The sequence below is a fragment of the Pseudomonas sp. NFACC02 genome, from assembly GCF_900110765.1.
Lineage (GTDB): Bacteria > Pseudomonadota > Gammaproteobacteria > Pseudomonadales > Pseudomonadaceae > Aquipseudomonas.
The window spans coordinates 291774-308060 of sequence record NZ_FOEO01000002.1 but is presented as its reverse complement, the minus strand read 5'-3'; the positions used below and the strand labels follow the sequence as shown (position 1 = coordinate 308060).

The window sequence follows — 16287 nt, the reverse complement described above, 5'->3', positions numbered from 1 at the left end:
AGGCAACGATATGCTCGACTCCAAACTGTTACGTACCCAACTTCAGGACGTAGCGGATCGCCTGGCTTCCCGTGGTTTCACACTGGACGTGGCCCGTATCGAAGCGCTGGAAAACCAGCGCAAGACTGTGCAGACCCGCACAGAGCAGCTTCAGGCCGAGCGTAATGCCCGTTCCAAATCCATTGGCCAGGCCAAACAGCGCGGCGAAGACATTGCACCGCTGATGGCTGATATCGACCGCATGGCCGAAGAGCTGAGCACTGGCAAGAAAGAGCTGGACGGTATTCAGTCCGAACTCGACGCCATGCTGCTGAGCATGCCTAACCTGCCGCACGAGTCGGTGCCGGTCGGTGCTGACGAAGAAGAAAACGTCGAAGTGCGCAAGTGGGGCACTCCGGCGTGCTTCGATTTCGAGGTCAAGGATCACGTCGCGCTGGGTGAGAAATTCGGCTGGCTGGATTTCGAAACCGCCGCCAAGCTGTCCGGCGCCCGTTTCGCGCTGTTGCGTGGCCCGATCGCCCGTCTGCACCGCGCATTGGCGCAGTTCATGATCACCCTGCACATCAACGAGCATGGCTACGAAGAGGCCTACACGCCTTATCTGGTTCAGGCGCCCGCACTGCAGGGCACGGGGCAGTTGCCCAAGTTCGAGGAAGACCTGTTCAAGATCGCTCGCGAAGGCGAGGCCGACCTGTACCTGATTCCGACCGCCGAAGTGTCGTTGACCAACATCGTGTCCGGCGAAATCCTCGACGCCAAACAGCTGCCGCTGAAGTTCGTGGCACACACGCCGTGTTTCCGCAGCGAAGCGGGTGCATCGGGTCGCGATACCCGTGGCATGATCCGTCAGCATCAGTTCGACAAGGTCGAGATGGTGCAGATCGTCGAGCCAGAAAAGTCCATGGAAGCCCTCGAAGGCCTGACCGCCAACGCCGAGCGCGTTCTGCAATTGCTCGAACTGCCTTATCGCGTGCTGGCGCTGTGCACGGGTGATATGGGCTTCAGCGCGGTGAAGACCTACGACCTTGAAGTGTGGATTCCAAGCCAGGACAAGTACCGCGAAATTTCCTCGTGCTCCAACTGCGGTGATTTCCAGGCGCGTCGCATGCAGGCTCGCTGGCGTAACCCGGAAACCGGCAAACCCGAGCTGGTTCACACCCTGAACGGTTCGGGCCTGGCGGTCGGTCGTACCCTCGTTGCCGTGCTGGAAAACTACCAGCAGGCCGACGGTTCGATCCGCGTACCGGAAGTCCTGAAACCGTGGATGGGTGGCATCGAGGTCATCGGCTAAATGGAATTTCTGCCACTGTTCCACAACCTGCGGGGCGCCCGGGTATTGGTGGTGGGCGGCGGCGAGATTGCATTGCGCAAGTCTCGCCTGCTGGCCGATGCCGGTGCGGTGTTACGGGTGGTTGCACCCGAGATCGGAACAGAGCTGCGCGAGTTGATCGACAGCAGCGGTGGCGAGCAGATTCTGCGGGGTTACAGCGAAGCAGATCTGAACGGTTGCGTGCTGATCATTGCCGCCACCGACGACGAGCCGCTCAACGCTCAGGTATCGGCAGACGCCCGTCAGCGGGGTGTGCCGGTGAACGTCGTGGATGCGCCTGCCCTGTGCAGCGTGATCTTCCCGGCCATCGTCGACCGCTCACCGCTGGTGATTGCGGTGTCCAGCGGCGGCGATGCGCCAGTGCTGGCCCGGTTGATCCGCGCCAAGATGGAGAGCTGGATTCCGCCCACCTACGGCCACCTCGCCGGGCTCGCAGCGCGCTTCCGCCACCAGGTGAAAAATCTGCTCCCGAACGTGCAGCAACGCCGCGCGTTCTGGGAAGAGGTGTTTCAGGGGCCGATCGCCGATCGGCAACTGGCGGGGCAAGGGGCTGAAGCCGAGCGTTTGCTTCAGGCGAAGATTGAGGGCGATCTGCCTGCGGCTACCGGGGAGGTGTATCTGGTGGGGGCAGGGCCGGGCGATCCGGATCTGCTGACCTTCAAGGCCTTGCGTCTGATGCAGCAAGCCGACGTGGTGCTTTACGACCGTCTGGTGGCGCCCGCCATTCTCGAACTGTGTCGTCGTGATGCAGACCGGATTTATGTCGGCAAGCAACGCGCCGATCACGCCGTGCCGCAGGATCAGATCAACCAGCAATTGGTGGTTCTGGCCAAACAAGGCAAACGGGTGGTGCGGCTCAAGGGCGGCGATCCATTCATTTTCGGCCGTGGCGGCGAAGAAATCGAAGAGTTGGCGGCACACGGCATTCCTTTCCAGGTCGTGCCAGGGATTACGGCGGCCAGCGGCTGCGCGGCCTACGCCGGGATTCCGTTGACCCACCGCGACTACGCACAATCCGTGCGTTTCGTGACGGGCCATCTGAAAGACGGCACCACCGACTTGCCGTGGAAGGATCTGGTGTCGCCTGCGCAAACGCTGGTGTTCTACATGGGCTTGATCGGCCTGCCGATTATCTGCAGTGAACTGATCAAGCACGGTCGGTCCGCCGATACGCCTGCCGCGCTGATTCAGCAGGGCACGACAACCAACCAGCGCGTATTCACCGGCACCCTCGCCAATCTGCCGCAGCTGGTCGCGGAGCATGAAGTGCATGCGCCGACGCTGGTGATCGTGGGTGAAGTGGTGATGTTGCGGGAGAAGCTGGCGTGGTTCGAAGGGGCGCAGGCGAGCGTTTGATCAAACGCTAACTCGAAATGAGCCGGCCCGCAGCGAGCCGGCTCTACGCGACTCCAGCGCTTATATCATCCGTTCTGCAGAATGCCTTTCCCGCTCAACCGCCCACGATCATGCGCCCCGCTGAAGTCCTGCTTCGGCCCTTTTGGCACCACGCCCGTCGGGTTAATGGTGGCGTGGCTGGCGTAGTAGTGATGCTTGATGTGCACGAAGTCCACCGTGTCGGCTACGCCCGGCCATTGGTACATCTCGCGTAGCCAATTGCTCAGGTTCGGGTAGTCGGCAATGCGGCGCAGGTTGCACTTGAAGTGACCGTGGTACACCGCGTCGAACCGGATCAGCGTGGTGAACAGACGCACGTCCGCTTCGGTCAGGTATTCGCCCGCCAGGTAACGCTTCTCACCCAGCAATTTCTCCAAGGCATCGAGTTCGGCAAACACCTCGTCGAACGCCTCTTCGTAAGCGCCTTGCGACGTGGCGAAGCCTGCGCGGTAAACGCCGTTGTTCACGGCCGGGTAAATGCGGTCGTTGAGTTCGTTGATCGTGGAGCGCAACGCTTCCGGGTAGAGATCCAGATGATTGCCGGTCAGATGGTCAAACGCAGAGTTGAACATGCGGATGATTTCCGACGACTCGTTGCTCACGATGCGTTGCAGCGTCTTGTCCCACAGCACGGGCACGGTCACTCGACCGGTATAGTCCGGGGTGTCGGCCAGATAGCGTTGGTACAAGAAAGTGTGGCCATCGAGCGGATCGCCGCTGGAGCCAGTCTGTTTGTCAAAGGTCCAGCCGTTTTCGCGCATCAGCCAACTGACGACGGAAACATCGATCAGGTTTTCCAGCCCTTTGAGCTTGCGCACGATCAGCGTCCGATGCGCCCACGGGCAGGCCAGCGATACATAAAGATGGTAACGACCGGCTTCGGCTTTAAAACCGCCTTCGCCGGACGGGCCCGGGCGCCCATCGGCGGTGACCCAATGACGGCGTTTGGCTTGTTCGCGCTGAAACGCCCCGTCTTTGCTGCTTTCATACCACTGGTCTTGCCAGCGTCCTTCGACGAGAAGGCCCATGTCTGACTCCAAAACGTGTGTACTGATGGTCGTTGGAGATCAGTCTAAAGGCAATCGTTCGAAGAAATAGCGCAAAGACTGGGGTGTAATAATCGGTTAAATCGATCGGTCCCGGTTCGCCCAATACTGTTCGGCGCGTTCGAAGGCTTCAGGTCGCGGCATTCCAAGCCCCCGAAGGGCCAGGGCCATGGTCGAAATCAAAGCAAGCTGCGGGTAACTGTCCTCGACCTCGCCCTTCCAGAGGGCGACGAGTTGCTGTGGATCCAGGGTGGCCGGTTTGACATGGCGACGCTCCGACAAGGCAGGCCACTCTTCGTCCCAGGGTTGACCGTCGGTGGTGCCATACAGGTGGCTGATGGTGTCTGGATTAATCTCGACTTCGCCACCATCGCCCTTGATCACGATCGCGTGGTCGCCGAGCAAGCTGCTGGCGTCGCGGTGTACGGACTGATAACCCGGATGAAAGATGCTCTGCAAGCCGCAGCGCGCGCCTAGCGGATTGAGGATCCGCGCCAGCGAGTGGATGGGTGACCGCAAGCCCAGGGTGTTGCGCAGATCGATCATGCGCTGCAACTGCGGCGCCCAGTCACCCAGCGGAATAAAGGCGATGTTCTGCCTTTCCAGCGTTTCGCCGACCGCCTGCCAGGTGCGGCAGAGCGGTATGCCCAGCGGCTCCAGCAACTGTTCGCTGTAAAGACGGCCCGCCGTGTGCGCGCCCCCGCCGTGAAGCAAAACACGGACGCCATTTTGCGCCAGGCACTTGGCAGCCAACAGATACCACGGCAGGTGACGCTTCTTGCCCGCGTAGGTTGGCCAGTCAACGTCGACCGCCATGGGCGGGGCGTTCAGGCGTTCTCGAACGGCCTCGGTAAATCCCGCCAGTTCTTCGGCACTCTCTTCCTTGTGCCGCAACAGCATCAGGAAGGCGCCCAGCTGGGTGTCTTCAACCTTTTCGTCGAGCACCATGCCCATGGCTTCGCGGGCTTCTTCACGGGTCATGTTGCGCGCACCGCGTTTCCCCTTGCCCAGGATGCGCACGAAGGGGGCGAACGGGTGTTCGGCAGGCGTTTCAATGACGAGGGGGGCGAAATCGGTCATAAGCAATTGGTCGGCTTTGGCAGGCCCGCCAGCTTGGCGGCAAGTTTGGCGGGAGTGCCATTGAATAGGCGGTTGAGGTGCAGACTGTTGCCTTTTTCGGCGCCCAGCTTCAACGCGGTGTACTTCACCAGCGGACGGGTCGCCGGTGACAGTTGGAACTCGGCATAAAAGGCGCGCAGCAGCTCAAGGATTTCCCAGTGATCGGGCGTCAGCACGAGGTCTTCTTCCGCAGCCAGGGCTTCAGCCACCGCGCTCGACCAGTCGTGAAGGTCCTCCAGGTAGCCTTCCTTGTCCAGCGCCAAGGTGCGCCCCTCGACGATGAGTTGCTTCATAGCCAAGTGTTCACCTTGTCGTACTGAACGGACAGCGCGACGAGCTCAGGATAATCGACGCTTTTTACCCAGTCGGGGAGGGCCAGGTTGCGTGCTTTGGCGTCTTCGTCCAGCACGAACAGCGCCAGGCTTCCGACTTTCGCATCCAGTGTCTGACGTGCCGTCGTGGACGGAGTCAGCGCGTACGTGGCGTCGCCGCACAGCAGGATCGCGTCATCGCCGCCGAGTATGCGCAGGCAACTGCTCAAGCGCGAGTCGGCGAACGGAGAATGAGATAACACATGCAAGGTCGACATCAGATCGTGATTACCTGGTCATAACGGTCAATGAGCGCGGCGATGTCCTGATCGCGCAGAACCTGCATGGGTTCGACGCTCAGTTCGGTCGGCGAAAGGCCGCGCTCGGCGAGGCTGGTGTGGCAGGCGAACAGGTCCTCGACACCGAACATCGACAGCGCCTGAAGGTTGGCAGTGATGTCCTTCTGCTGCAAGGCGCTGGCTTGCTGCGAAGGCATCAACTGCAGCACGCCGTCGTCCATGAACAGCATGCCCAACGGCAAATCAAACGCGCCGCCTGCCAGGGCGATGTCGAGCGCTTCACGCGCGCTCGGACCTGACCACGGCGACTGGCGGCTGATGATCAACAATGACTTCGGCATATCAAGGCCCTCCGAAGCAGATCAGGCGGTCGGCGGCCTGGACGGCGTCATGTAACTGTCCCAGACCGGACAAGTCCCACGGTTCCGTCAGGTTGGCCGCGGGGCGTGAATACCGCTCGGCTTCTTGTTTATTGAGCACGCCTCGGCGCAGGCCGGCTGCGATGCACACCACACCGTCGAGTTGGTGGTGGGTGACGAATTCACGCCACTGCGCCGGCACGTCCAGCTCATCCTGCGGTGTCACGACGTTGGAGGAGGCACTGTGTACGCCGTCCTGATAGAAGAACAACCGCACGATCTCATGCCCGCCTGCCAGTACGGCCTGCGCAAACAGCAACGCTCGGCGCGAGGAGGGCGCGTGGGCGGGAGAATACAGGGCAATGGCGAACTTCATCGGCGGCTCGGTCAACGGAGTGGCAAGGGTGAATGGAGGCAATGATAAAGAATTCAAGAACACCAGACAGCAAAAAGCCCGCCGAAGCGGGCCTTTTGTTGAAACGGGTGACGAATCAGTCTTTGCTGCTGCCCATGATGCCGAAGATCTGCAGCAGGCTGATGAACAGGTTGTAGATCGATACATACAGGCTGATGGTCGCCATGATGTAGTTGCGCTCACCGCCATGGATGATTGCGCTGGTCTGGAACAGGATGCACACCGACGAGAACAGGACGAAACCTGCGCTGATCGCCAGTTGCAGGCCGCTGATCTGGAAGAACATGCTCGCCAGTACCGCGCCCAGCAATACAAAGAAGCCTGCGGTGATGAAGCCACCCAGGAAGCTCATGTCCTTGCGGGTGATCAACACGTAGGCCGACAGGCCACCGAACACCAGGGCCGTCATTGCAAACGCCGACGAAACCACTTCAGCGCCGCCCTGCATGCCCAGATAGCGGTTGAGGATCGGGCCGAGGATGAACCCCATGAAGCCGGTCAGCGCGAACGCCGACACCAGACCCCACGCCGAATCGCGCAGCTTGTTGGTCAGGAAGAAGAGGCCGTAGAAACCGATCAGCACCACGAAGACGTTCGGGTAGCGCACATGCATCTGTTGCGCGACGAACGCCATGATGCCGCTGAAAGCCAGGGTGAGGGCCAGAAGGCCGTAAGTGTTGCGCAGGACGCGGCTAACCTCTAGCTGCTCGACCTGCACGCGGTTGTTGACTGCGTAATCCTGTTCGCGCATGGCGCTACTCCTGATGGTGAAATGAAGCGTTTGAAATCTCAAGTTGCAAAGATCATAACAGAGCTACGGAGACACGCGAGTCAGAGAGTTTGACAGCTTGTTTCATTACGGTATTATGGCGCCCGCAACGCAATTGGAGGTGTGGCCGAGTGGTTTAAGGCAGCAGTCTTGAAAACTGCCGACTGTAACAGGTCCCTGAGTTCGAATCTCTGCGCCTCCGCCATATTCTGTACCGCAAAGCCCTGATTATTCAGGGCTTTGTCGTTTCTGTCTTTAGGGTTTTGGTTCACTGAGCGTCGTCCATCGCCCCGTCGGAGAACCTCCGATCCCGCCATTCAGCTATCGCCGAACCTTCGCCTTCACCACCTTCAACCTCGCGATCGCCAGGTTGTGCAGGTATTGCCTGACGGCATCATGGTGTTCGGCGCTGGTGTGATAACAGTCCAGCAGCCCCAACAGATACCCTTCTGCCATTGCGTGATAGCGCGAGACGCTTTCTCGGGTGTCGCTGGTTTGCAGGCGGGTGATCAGTTCATCGATCCGGTCGCGGTGTTCGCGGGAGAACCAGCCGTCTTGAGGCGGCGAGCCTGCTTCCTCAGATAATGTTGTGTCCAGACTCACGCGACCTCCCGAAATGCGGTGATGCTGTGGCGAAAATGTCCCCTGTCATCGGCCAGGGCGCTTCCCAGTGTCGATGTCACTTCGTCACATATAGTGTCCGCAGGCCCAGGCGTAAATAGGGTGTCGGCTGGATTATTGCTATCATTGCGGCATCAAGTCACCCCATTTCCCGCCGATAAAGCCTCTCAGGCGCTTACACTTGATTCGCCCCTCAGACCCGACCATGCAGTAGGCAGTATATGGCGCTCGATCCCACCACGATGTTGACCCTTTCGATCGCCCTCGCCGCCGCCGCCGCGCTGTATCTGGCGATTGAGTGGCGGCATGTGCGGGAGGCTTCGTTGCTGTTCTGGAGCGCGGGGTTTGCCACGATTACGATCGGTTCGACCTTGGCGTTGTTACGCAGCAGCGGCATTTTGTTGATCGGCATCTGGTTTGCCAACGGCCTGTTGGTGACGGCGCACTGGTTGTTTTTGCTGGGCGTCGCGCGTTTTACGGCATCACGGCTCTCCCGTGGCTGGTACCTGATATTCGTGATCTGGGCGGCCATGCTGTTGCTGCCAAACGAACCGTGGTGGTCGAAGGTGATGTTGGCCAGCAACTCGGTGCTGGTGGGCGTGTTAATGTTGAAAGCCAGTTTGCTGCTGCGACCGCATGGCACGTCGCTCAGTTTCGGCGCGGGGCAGTTGCGCTACGTGCTGCTGTTTCATGGCGGGTTCTATTTCTCCAAGGCGGTGACGGCCCTGATGCCGGGGACGCTGATCGATCTGGCGGCGTTTCGCGGCGAGATCATTCAGATTTCCCTGGTCGAGGGCGCGATGGCGATCTTGTTCATCGCGTTGGCCATGACCGGCTCCGAGCGCTACCGGCGAGAAAAGCGCATCGAACGGTTGGCCGCACGCGATCCTTTAACGGCGCTGTACAACCGGCGGGCACTGGAAGTCCGGGCACCGCGTTTGCTGGATGAAGTCTCTGCCCGGCGGTTGGGCGCGGTGCTGTTGATCGATATCGACAATTTCAAGTCGGTCAATGACCTGTATGGCCATACCGCGGGCGACCGCTTGCTGGTGGCGCTCAGTGAATTGATCCGTACCAGTTTGCCGGAAGGTGCGCTTGCCGCGCGGTTGGGCGGCGACGAATTTGTGATCCTGCTGCGCGATGCATCGAGTGAGCGAATCGAGGCGTTGGCCAGCGCTCTGCGTGAGCAGTTTCACAAAACGGCAGCGCAGACCTTCGAGACCCCCGAAGCGGTCACCTTGAGCATTGGCGCCAGCCTGTTCGACCAGCCACAGGTGAGCCTTGCCGCCCTGATCGAACAGGGCGACGCCGCGCTCTACGAGTCCAAACGAGCGGGGCGCGACCGCATTCGTCTGGTTGATCGCAGGCTGGCGGGCAGTGATGCCACGCGCATCTCCTGACAACGCTTGGCTCCCTCCATCAGTCGACTATTCGGATCAAGGGTTGCGCTGGAACGCCGCCCTTGGTCTGAACCTTGCTAAGACCTCACTGCAGGTTGCCGCAACAACTGAAAATTGGCGTTCTGGCACTCCGCACCCATCCTCCCCGCTATGTATCGGCATGCTCCCAGATGAGCGTGCCATGGAGCCCGCCTTGAGTACTCTCTCGGAAATTGCCGCAAACCTGTTGAAGCGTGAACGTGTCACCCGAGTGTCGCCTGAGGAAGTCGCTGCGCAGGATTCGGCGGGTTGGGATGAATTGATGACGGATGCCAGACATAGCGATATCCATCAATGGCAAGCATCGTTGAGTCAGCACCTTGCGGACCGCCAAGGGCAGCGACACGTCACGGTTCTGCGGGTCATTGAAGGTGGACTTTCCTGATCTCGACCGTTCAACGGCCTGAGCAGGCATTCCCGGCAGTGCCCCCTCGGCGCTGCCTCCGTTCTGCAGGACACGGACAAGTGACATTTTCTGAAGGTGTCCTTTCAGCGCTATTCATCGACTTATTGGCGTTAGCCGGTACCGGTTTACAGGCGTAGAGTCGCCACACTGTTCCAGATCTATCCGGATATTTCAGATGACGCGTCCTCGCTTTCTCCCCGACAACTTCACCCTGGCGCTGGTCACGGTGGTGATCATTGCCAGCCTTCTTCCCGCCAGCGGTCAGGTCGCCATAGGGTTTGGTTGGTTGACCAATATCGCGATTGCGCTGTTGTTTTTCATGCACGGCGCCAAGCTGTCGCGTGAGTCGATCATCGCGGGTGCCGGTCATTGGCGTTTGCACCTGCTGGTGTTCGGTCTGACCTTTGTGGCGTTTCCATTGATCGGGCTGGCGCTCAAGCCGCTCCTGTCTCCGCTGATCGGCAAAGACCTCTATATGGGCGTGCTTTACCTGTGCGCGTTGCCCGCCACGGTGCAGTCGGCCATCGCCTTCACGTCCTTGGCGCGCGGCAATATCCCGGCGGCGATCTGCAGCGCAGCGGCGTCCAGCCTGTTCGGGATCTTCCTGACACCGTTATTGGTGACCTTGCTGTTGAGCGTACACGGCGAAGGCGGATCGACGGTCGACGCCATTGTGAAGATCGGCGTGCAACTCTTATTGCCGTTCGTGGCCGGTCAGATCATGAGGCGCTGGATCGGCGCCTGGGTCGGCCGTAACAAAAGCTGGCTCAAGTTCGTGGATCAAGGCTCGATTCTGTTGGTGGTGTATGGCGCGTTCAGCGAGGCCGTCAACGAGGGCATCTGGCACAAGATTCCGCTGTGGGACCTCGGTGGGCTGGTGGTCGTTTGCTGCGTCTTGCTGGGTCTGGTGCTGCTGGCCTCGACGTTGCTGGGCAAGCTGTTCGGTTTCAATGTCGAAGACCGCATCACCATTCTGTTCTGTGGTTCGAAGAAAAGTCTGGCCACGGGCGTGCCAATGGCGCAGGTACTGTTCGCGGGGAGCACCATCGGCGTGCTGATTCTGCCGTTGATGCTGTTCCATCAGATCCAGTTGATGGTCTGCGCGGTGCTGGCGCAGCGTTACGCCAGGCGCAGCGAGTCGGTACAGGAGATGATGGCGCAAGTCGATCCTTGATCGGTGTGGACTCAGGCGAGATACGAAAAGCCCCGATGATTCGGGGCTTTTTGATTTTCAGGGCCTCTCAGGGTTTACGGTCAGAGCTGAAACTTGGCGACCATCAGATTGAAAGAGGTTGCCAGGCGAGACAGCTCCTGGCTTGAGGCGCTGGTCTGGTTAGCGCCGGCAGCGGTCTGGGTCGACAGGTCCTGAATGTTGAGAAGGTTGCGATCCACTTCCCGAGCGACTTGCGCCTGCTCCTCTGACGCCGAGGCGATCACCAGATTGCGCTCATTTATGCGTGCCACGCTGGCAGTGATCTTCTGCAACGCTCCGCCCGCATTTTCCGCCAGCACCTGAGTCTGGTTGGCCAGCGTAAGGCTCTTGTTCATCGCCGCAACGGCGCCGTCGGCGCCCAGTTGAACATTGCCGATCATTTGCTCGATGTCCAGGGTAGACGTCTGAGTGCGGTGCGCCAGCGCCCGCACTTCATCGGCCACGACCGCAAATCCTCTGCCTTGCTCACCAGCCCTGGCCGCCTCAATGGCCGCGTTGAGTGCCAGCAGGTTGGTCTGGTCGGCAATGCTGCGAATGACGTCAACGACCTTGCCGATCTCTCTCACCTGGCCCGCGAGCTCTGACACCGCGTGGGTCGAGTCGTTGATTTCCGCCACCATCGAGTTCATGCCCGACATGGCCTGATCCACCTGTTGGCGGCCATCATCGGCTTCGTCAGTGGTCTGACGAGACGCTTCCGAGGTCGAAACCGCATTACGGGCGACTTCTTCCACTGCGGCGGTCATCTGGTTGACTGCCGTCGCCGCCTGCTGGATTTCGTCATTCTGACGCGTCAAACCGCGGGTACTTTCCTCGGTGACCGCGCTCAGTTCTTCCGCGGAGGACGCCAGCTGATCAGCGGCATTGGCGATATCCAGCAGCGTGTGTTTCAAGCCGGCCTGCATATCGGACAATGCCGCGAGCAATTGCCCGGCTTCATCTTTGCGGTCTGTGGTGATGACTTGCGTCAGGTCCCCTCGGGCCACACGCTGGGCGCTTTCGACGGCCTGGGCGATGGGGCGTGTAATGAGGCGGGTAATCAGAACACCTGTAGCGATGGCGATGACAAACGCCAGAACGATACCCGCGATCATCCACTTAAAGGCAGCACCACGCAGGGCTCCTGCGGCCTGAGCCCCTTCTTTGATCTGCCGGTTGTTGGACGCGATCATCACGTTGACCAGCTCGCGTGCATCTCTGAACATCTGATTATTGCGGGTATTGAGCAGCGTTCGCGCTTGCTCTGTCTGGCCAGCGTCCAACAAGGAAATAATCTGTTCGGAACTGCTGAGGTAGTCCGGCCATAGCGCATCCAGCTTGTCGCCCGCCAGGCGTTCATCCTCGGCAAGAGGAGTGGCACGGTAAGTGGCGTAGGCATCCCGGCTCCGTTTCAATTCCTCCGCGATGTCCGCGCGCACGCGCTCCCGGTCCTCCGGCGACACGTCACCATGGCTGGCATCGAGCAGTCGATACAGCCCTCGGTTATGCGCCACAAGACCATTGAGCGTCGCGGCGGTGTTTCCCACAGATACCAGATTGTTGGAAAACGTCAGTTCCAGTGCGCTGGCCAGCCGGTTGACAAAGGTGACGCCAAGCAGACCGACAGCGAGCGTTATAAAAGCGCAGAGCATGAAAGAGAGGAGAAGTTTGGTTGCGATTTTCATAGCAGGGTCCGATCTCATGATGACGTTAATCACGGGAACGCCTCCTTGGTGTTCCGGTAGCATCAAAATGACATCATACGATACGGCAAAGTTCACTGCTGGGGTGTCTCTACCGGCCATCACCACAGGCCGTTAGGCTCTGAAAGCGTGGCTGGCAACCCGGGGCGAGGTGGCATCGGGGATCTCATAGAGCCACCTCGGCGTTCAGTCTCAGCCCCGTTGTTGCTTCGTCCCTGTTCACCACCACGCCGCACTCAGCCCGGCAAGCGCGCGATGCAGGCCGGTGTCGTGGTTTTTGAAAAGAGTGCCAGGCGCAGGCGACGCGGGATCAGTCGCCGGAAGGGATCATGACTCCGCCAACTGTTCCTTGTATTCCTTCACGTATTCGCCTGCCAACGATTCTTTTTGTTTGTCGTCCAGCAGCTTGCCGGCCATCTGGAAGAACTTCTGTTCCTCTTCCTTGAGGTGGTGATGGACCTTCTCGGACAGCTTCTTCGCGGTCGCCAGCCAGGCCGGGCTGGACATCTCGGTCTCGTCGAGTTCTTCCATCATTTCGTCCATCTCATGGTGCTCGGAGATGGCGTGCCGGCTGAGGTCAACGCCGTTGTCGAACTGCATCAGCGGTATATAGAAAAAACGCTCTTCAGCCGTCTCGTGGGCCTGCAGCTCAGCCTTGAGCTGTCCATAGGCCTGGGCACGTTCCTGACTGTCGCCGTGAGTCTGGATCAAGGCATCGGCGTACCCGCGTTGCCGGTCGTGGCTTTCTCTCAGGGCTTCGAAGATGTTCATGTCGTGTCCTTGGTCGGCTATGGGTCTTTAGTGACGTGCTTATGGCTAGACCTCTTGCGGCGCGCAGACGTTCCATCCGGTCAAGGACATGAGCGAGGTGCTATACGTTTCTTTCATATTGTTCGCAGTTTTTCTAATCGAAAGGACAGGGCTTTGTGCTCATCGCTTCTCATCCGAAAAGCGTGACGCCAGGCAACGTTCAACTACTCGCCCAACAAGGATGGTCATGAGCCTTCGCACCCTTTTTGTCGCCGTCGGTTTGCTGCTGGCGACTGCCACGACCCAGGCCGAGCAGGTCGTGCGCATCGGTTATCAGCGTTCGTCCACGCTCTGGCTGCTGCTCAAGAATGACGGTCAGATCGAGCAACGCCTGAAACCACTGGGTTTTACGGTCCAGTGGCATGAGTTCAGCAGCGGGCTGTTGAGCGCGATGAATGCGGGCAGTGTCGATCTGCACGCGGATGTGGCCGACGCGTTCGCCGTGCTCACCCAGGCGGCCAATGCGCCGTTGACCTACTATGCACGCGAGCAACCGTCGCCCACCGCGCAGGCGATCATCGTGCAGGACGGTTCTCCGATTCAAAGCATCGCCGAGCTCAAAGGCAGCGTGTCGCAGTATCGAAGGGCTCGGGCAGCCATTTCCTGTTGATCTCAGCACTGAAAAAAGCCGGCTTGACGCTGCAGGACATTCAGCCGGTGTACCTGGAAGCGCCAGACGGCGTGGCAGCGTTTTCAAGTGGCAATGTCGATGCGTGGGCGATCTGGGACCCGTTCCTCGCCACCCAGGAACGTGAGCATCATGTTCGTGTGTTGGCGGATGGCAGCAAAGGCGTCGCCAACTACAACCGTTTCTATGTCGCCAACACACGTTTTGTGAAGGCGCACCCCGAGGTCCTGCAGGTGGTGTTCGACACGCTTCATGACGCCGGTCAATGGGTCAAAGGCCATTCGCAGGAAGCCGCGAAAAACCTCGCACCGCTGTGGGGGAATATCCCGCTGGAAACTGTGGAGCTGGCCAACAGCCGTCGCAGCTACGACATCGTCCCGGTCAAGGTCGATCAGTTGGCCGAGCAGCAGCGCATCGCCGATGGCTACTACGAAGCGAAGCTGATCCCCAAGCCGCTGAAGGTATCCGACATTGTCGTCTGGGTTCCCAAAGCTCAGTAGGGCTGACCGGCAGCATTTGTCAGGAGGCCGCCCAGACCCTGCTCGCTCTCACAGTGGATGACGTCCTTCTCAGCTTCAGAGTGTCCAGAAAATCTGCGACCTGTACAGCCTTCTGACAGCATCTCCCGATCAATTACGGGCTGACATCCGAAACATGCTGCGTATGATGGGCCGGACGTTTTTCTCAAAGGGGCCGTTCTCAATGATGAAGTTTTTCGCTGCGCTGCTCTGTGCGTTTACCGGGTTTGCTCATGCCGAGCCTGCGTTGCTCACTGATCTGGCTCTGCCGTATCTCGCCGCCGCCCCCGCCGAAACCAAAGACAAACCGTTGATCATCTTCCTGCATGGTTACGGCAGCGACGAGCGTGACCTGTTCGGTATAAAGGACGAGTTATCGCCGGATTACACCTACCTGTCGGTGCGCGCGCCGCTGGAAGTCGACGGTGGCGGTTACAAGTGGTTCACCCAGGACACCGATCAGGCCGAGTACGAAGGCGTGACCAGCGATGTGGACAAGAGCACCGATCTGCTGAGGACCTTCATCGAGCAGGCCACCGAGAAGTACGACACGCAACCGGACAAGGTTGTGCTGGTGGGCTTCAGTCAGGGCGCCATGATGAGTTATCAGATCGGCTTGCAGCACCCTGAAATGGTGCGCGGGATTGCGCCGTTGAGCGGCAAGATCCTCGCTTCCCTCAACGCTCGCCTGAAGCCCGACGAGGCACTCAAGCCGCTCAAGGTGTTCATCGGTCATGGCTCGGCTGACAACCGCGTGCCGTTTTCCGGTGCGACGGAAGCGCGGACGGTGCTGGAGAACCTGCTGATCAATCCGGAGTTTCATTCTTACGCGGGGGCAGGGCATACCATTACGTCCGCCGAGATTGCCGATCTGAAGCGTTGGATTGAAGGGGTGTTGAAAGGCTGACGCGTTCTATGGATGCCGCTGCGCGCCAGATCGCGGGCAAGGTGGAACGCCACCCCGGTCGCTTCTGCGCCTGCGGCAGGATCAAAGGTGTCGTGAGGGTTCACAATCCCTGACTGCCGCGTATCAGTTCATACGCCCGACGCGCCAGTGGGTTTACGGTATTGGGCCGGATCCACAGGTGGTAGGTCACGTCGGGCAGTCGGGGTAAACCGTCGGCTTCGCCCAGAACACGCATGTCCGGACCGAGCATTTCCATGCTGCGGGCCGTCACCCCGAGCCCTGCACGTGTAGCGGCCTTGATGCCGATCAGGTTCGAGGCGAGATAGGCCTGGCGCCACGGAATGTCGGCGCGTTCCAGTGCTTCGATCGCGTACCGCCGATAGATGCTCGGCTCATCCACCAGAATCAGCGGAATCGGCTCGCCCGGCACGTGCAGGTATTGCGCCGAGCAGATCCACCACACCGGCGAGGTGCGTAAGGCGAAGCCTTCCAGGGCCGGATCCTCGCGGGTCGAAATCACCATGTCGACCTTGCCGCGATGCAAGTCCTCCATCAGAAACGGGCTGCGGCCGACGTCGATCTCCAGCCGCAGTCTCGGCGCGGACCGGGCAATGTGGCTGAGAATCGGTGGCAGGATGGTGTCGGCGATGTCGTGGGGCGAGCCGATACGCAACACGCCGCTGAGGCTGCTTTCCCGCAGTGAATTGAGCGCGTCATCGTTGAGCGACAGCATCTGGCGGGCGTGGCGCAGCAGCTGCCGTCCCGGTTCGGTGAGCTGTTTTTGTCGACCCTGTTTTTGAAACAGGCTGACGCCGATCTGCTGCTCAAGCCGCTGCATGTGCTGAGTCACCGACGATTGCGTGCGTGACAACTGCGCGCCTGCACGCGCGAAGCTAGTGTGATCGACGACGGCGACGAAGGTGCGCAGCAATTCGAGATCAAGGGTAGAGGACATGTTTTCTATCCGGTAAACGTCGGTTTTTTAGGTGCATGGCTTGAGCCTGTGCCGTCATGCTCACA

At 59.9% G+C, this 16287-nt stretch carries 17 protein-coding genes, 1 tRNA gene and 1 pseudogene; 8 read left to right on the top strand and 11 right to left on the bottom strand.

Annotated elements, in window-relative coordinates; translation table 11 throughout:
• Positions 1-10 precede the first annotated feature (10 nt).
• Together serS and cysG are read left to right on the top strand one after the other, a co-directional pair.
• Complete coding sequence (serS, locus tag BMY73_RS03400; RefSeq protein WP_092405041.1) at positions 11-1291, top strand: serine--tRNA ligase; 1281 nt, start codon at positions 11-13, stop codon at positions 1289-1291.
• A complete protein-coding gene (cysG, locus tag BMY73_RS03395) occupies positions 1292-2686 on the top strand; it encodes a siroheme synthase CysG (protein WP_062380784.1) in 1395 nt (464 codons plus the stop codon).
• Between the two features lie 65 nt (positions 2687-2751).
• On the opposite strand, the gene BMY73_RS03390 is transcribed toward cysG, so the two are convergent.
• The 7 genes from BMY73_RS03390 to BMY73_RS03360 all read right to left on the bottom strand — a co-directional run bounded on the left by BMY73_RS03390 (position 2752) and on the right by BMY73_RS03360 (position 7025).
• On the bottom strand, positions 2752-3753 hold the full coding sequence (locus BMY73_RS03390) for a glutathione S-transferase family protein (RefSeq protein ID WP_092405039.1): 1002 nt from the start codon (positions 3751-3753) through the stop codon (positions 2752-2754).
• A gap of 96 nt (positions 3754-3849) precedes the next feature.
• On the bottom strand, positions 3850-4851 hold the full coding sequence (locus BMY73_RS03385) for a glycosyl transferase family protein (protein WP_092405037.1): 1002 nt from the start codon (positions 4849-4851) through the stop codon (positions 3850-3852).
• The gene (locus tag BMY73_RS03380) at positions 4848-5183 is read right to left on the bottom strand and encodes a TusE/DsrC/DsvC family sulfur relay protein (RefSeq protein WP_092405035.1); all 336 of its coding nucleotides are present in this window, start codon (positions 5181-5183) and stop codon (positions 4848-4850) included. The genes BMY73_RS03385 and BMY73_RS03380 overlap by 4 nt, the downstream gene beginning before the upstream one ends.
• Positions 5180-5479 (bottom strand): sulfurtransferase complex subunit TusB, encoded by a 300-nt coding sequence (gene tusB, locus BMY73_RS03375; RefSeq protein WP_092405033.1) that lies wholly within the window; start codon positions 5477-5479, stop codon positions 5180-5182. Before tusB ends, BMY73_RS03380 begins: the two co-directional genes overlap by 4 nt.
• The gene (gene tusC, locus BMY73_RS03370) at positions 5479-5841 is read right to left on the bottom strand and encodes a sulfurtransferase complex subunit TusC (protein ID WP_092405031.1); all 363 of its coding nucleotides are present in this window, start codon (positions 5839-5841) and stop codon (positions 5479-5481) included. The genes tusB and tusC overlap by 1 nt, the downstream gene beginning before the upstream one ends.
• A gap of 1 nt (position 5842) precedes the next feature.
• Complete coding sequence (gene tusD, locus BMY73_RS03365) at positions 5843-6235, bottom strand: sulfurtransferase complex subunit TusD (protein ID WP_092405029.1); 393 nt, start codon at positions 6233-6235, stop codon at positions 5843-5845.
• Positions 6236-6350: 115 nt separating this feature from the next.
• Entirely contained in the window at positions 6351-7025 is a 675-nt protein-coding gene (locus BMY73_RS03360; RefSeq protein WP_062380795.1) for a Bax inhibitor-1/YccA family protein, read from the bottom strand.
• Positions 7026-7160: 135 nt separating this feature from the next.
• Here BMY73_RS03360 and BMY73_RS03355 point away from each other — a divergent pair.
• Positions 7161-7248, top strand: a tRNA-Ser gene (locus BMY73_RS03355).
• Between the two features lie 116 nt (positions 7249-7364).
• Here the strand turns inward: BMY73_RS03355 and BMY73_RS03350 are convergent.
• A complete protein-coding gene (locus BMY73_RS03350; protein WP_092405027.1) occupies positions 7365-7646 on the bottom strand; it encodes a hypothetical protein in 282 nt (93 codons plus the stop codon).
• A 239-nt stretch (positions 7647-7885) separates the two neighbouring features.
• Between BMY73_RS03350 and BMY73_RS03345 the strand changes: the two genes are divergently transcribed.
• The 3 genes from BMY73_RS03345 to BMY73_RS03335 all read left to right on the top strand — a co-directional run bounded on the left by BMY73_RS03345 (position 7886) and on the right by BMY73_RS03335 (position 10683).
• A complete protein-coding gene (locus tag BMY73_RS03345) occupies positions 7886-9064 on the top strand; it encodes a GGDEF domain-containing protein (protein WP_092405025.1) in 1179 nt (392 codons plus the stop codon).
• A 193-nt stretch (positions 9065-9257) separates the two neighbouring features.
• Positions 9258-9488 carry a hypothetical protein gene (locus BMY73_RS27800; RefSeq protein WP_139214087.1) on the top strand — a complete coding sequence of 77 codons (231 nt, stop codon included), beginning with the start codon at positions 9258-9260 and terminating at the stop codon, positions 9486-9488.
• A 196-nt stretch (positions 9489-9684) separates the two neighbouring features.
• Positions 9685-10683 (top strand): bile acid:sodium symporter family protein, encoded by a 999-nt coding sequence (locus BMY73_RS03335; RefSeq protein ID WP_092405021.1) that lies wholly within the window; start codon positions 9685-9687, stop codon positions 10681-10683.
• A gap of 80 nt (positions 10684-10763) precedes the next feature.
• Here BMY73_RS03335 and BMY73_RS03330 read toward each other — a convergent pair whose 3' ends face one another.
• On the bottom strand, positions 10764-12386 hold the full coding sequence (locus BMY73_RS03330; RefSeq protein ID WP_092405019.1) for a methyl-accepting chemotaxis protein: 1623 nt from the start codon (positions 12384-12386) through the stop codon (positions 10764-10766).
• Positions 12387-12731: 345 nt separating this feature from the next.
• Positions 12732-13175, bottom strand: coding sequence for a hemerythrin domain-containing protein (locus BMY73_RS03325; RefSeq protein WP_092405017.1), 444 nt, complete (start codon positions 13173-13175; stop codon positions 12732-12734).
• A gap of 226 nt (positions 13176-13401) precedes the next feature.
• On the opposite strand from BMY73_RS03325, the pseudogene BMY73_RS03320 reads away from it, so the two are divergent.
• A pseudogene (locus BMY73_RS03320) lies at positions 13402-14342 on the top strand (aliphatic sulfonate ABC transporter substrate-binding protein).
• Between the two features lie 202 nt (positions 14343-14544).
• Positions 14545-15267, top strand: a complete 723-nt coding sequence (locus tag BMY73_RS03315) for an alpha/beta hydrolase (RefSeq protein ID WP_092405015.1) — start codon at positions 14545-14547, stop codon at positions 15265-15267.
• A gap of 100 nt (positions 15268-15367) precedes the next feature.
• Here the strand turns inward: BMY73_RS03315 and BMY73_RS03310 are convergent, their stop codons facing one another.
• A complete protein-coding gene (locus tag BMY73_RS03310) occupies positions 15368-16222 on the bottom strand; it encodes a LysR substrate-binding domain-containing protein (protein ID WP_062380810.1) in 855 nt (284 codons plus the stop codon).
• Positions 16223-16287: the final 65 nt, after the last annotated feature.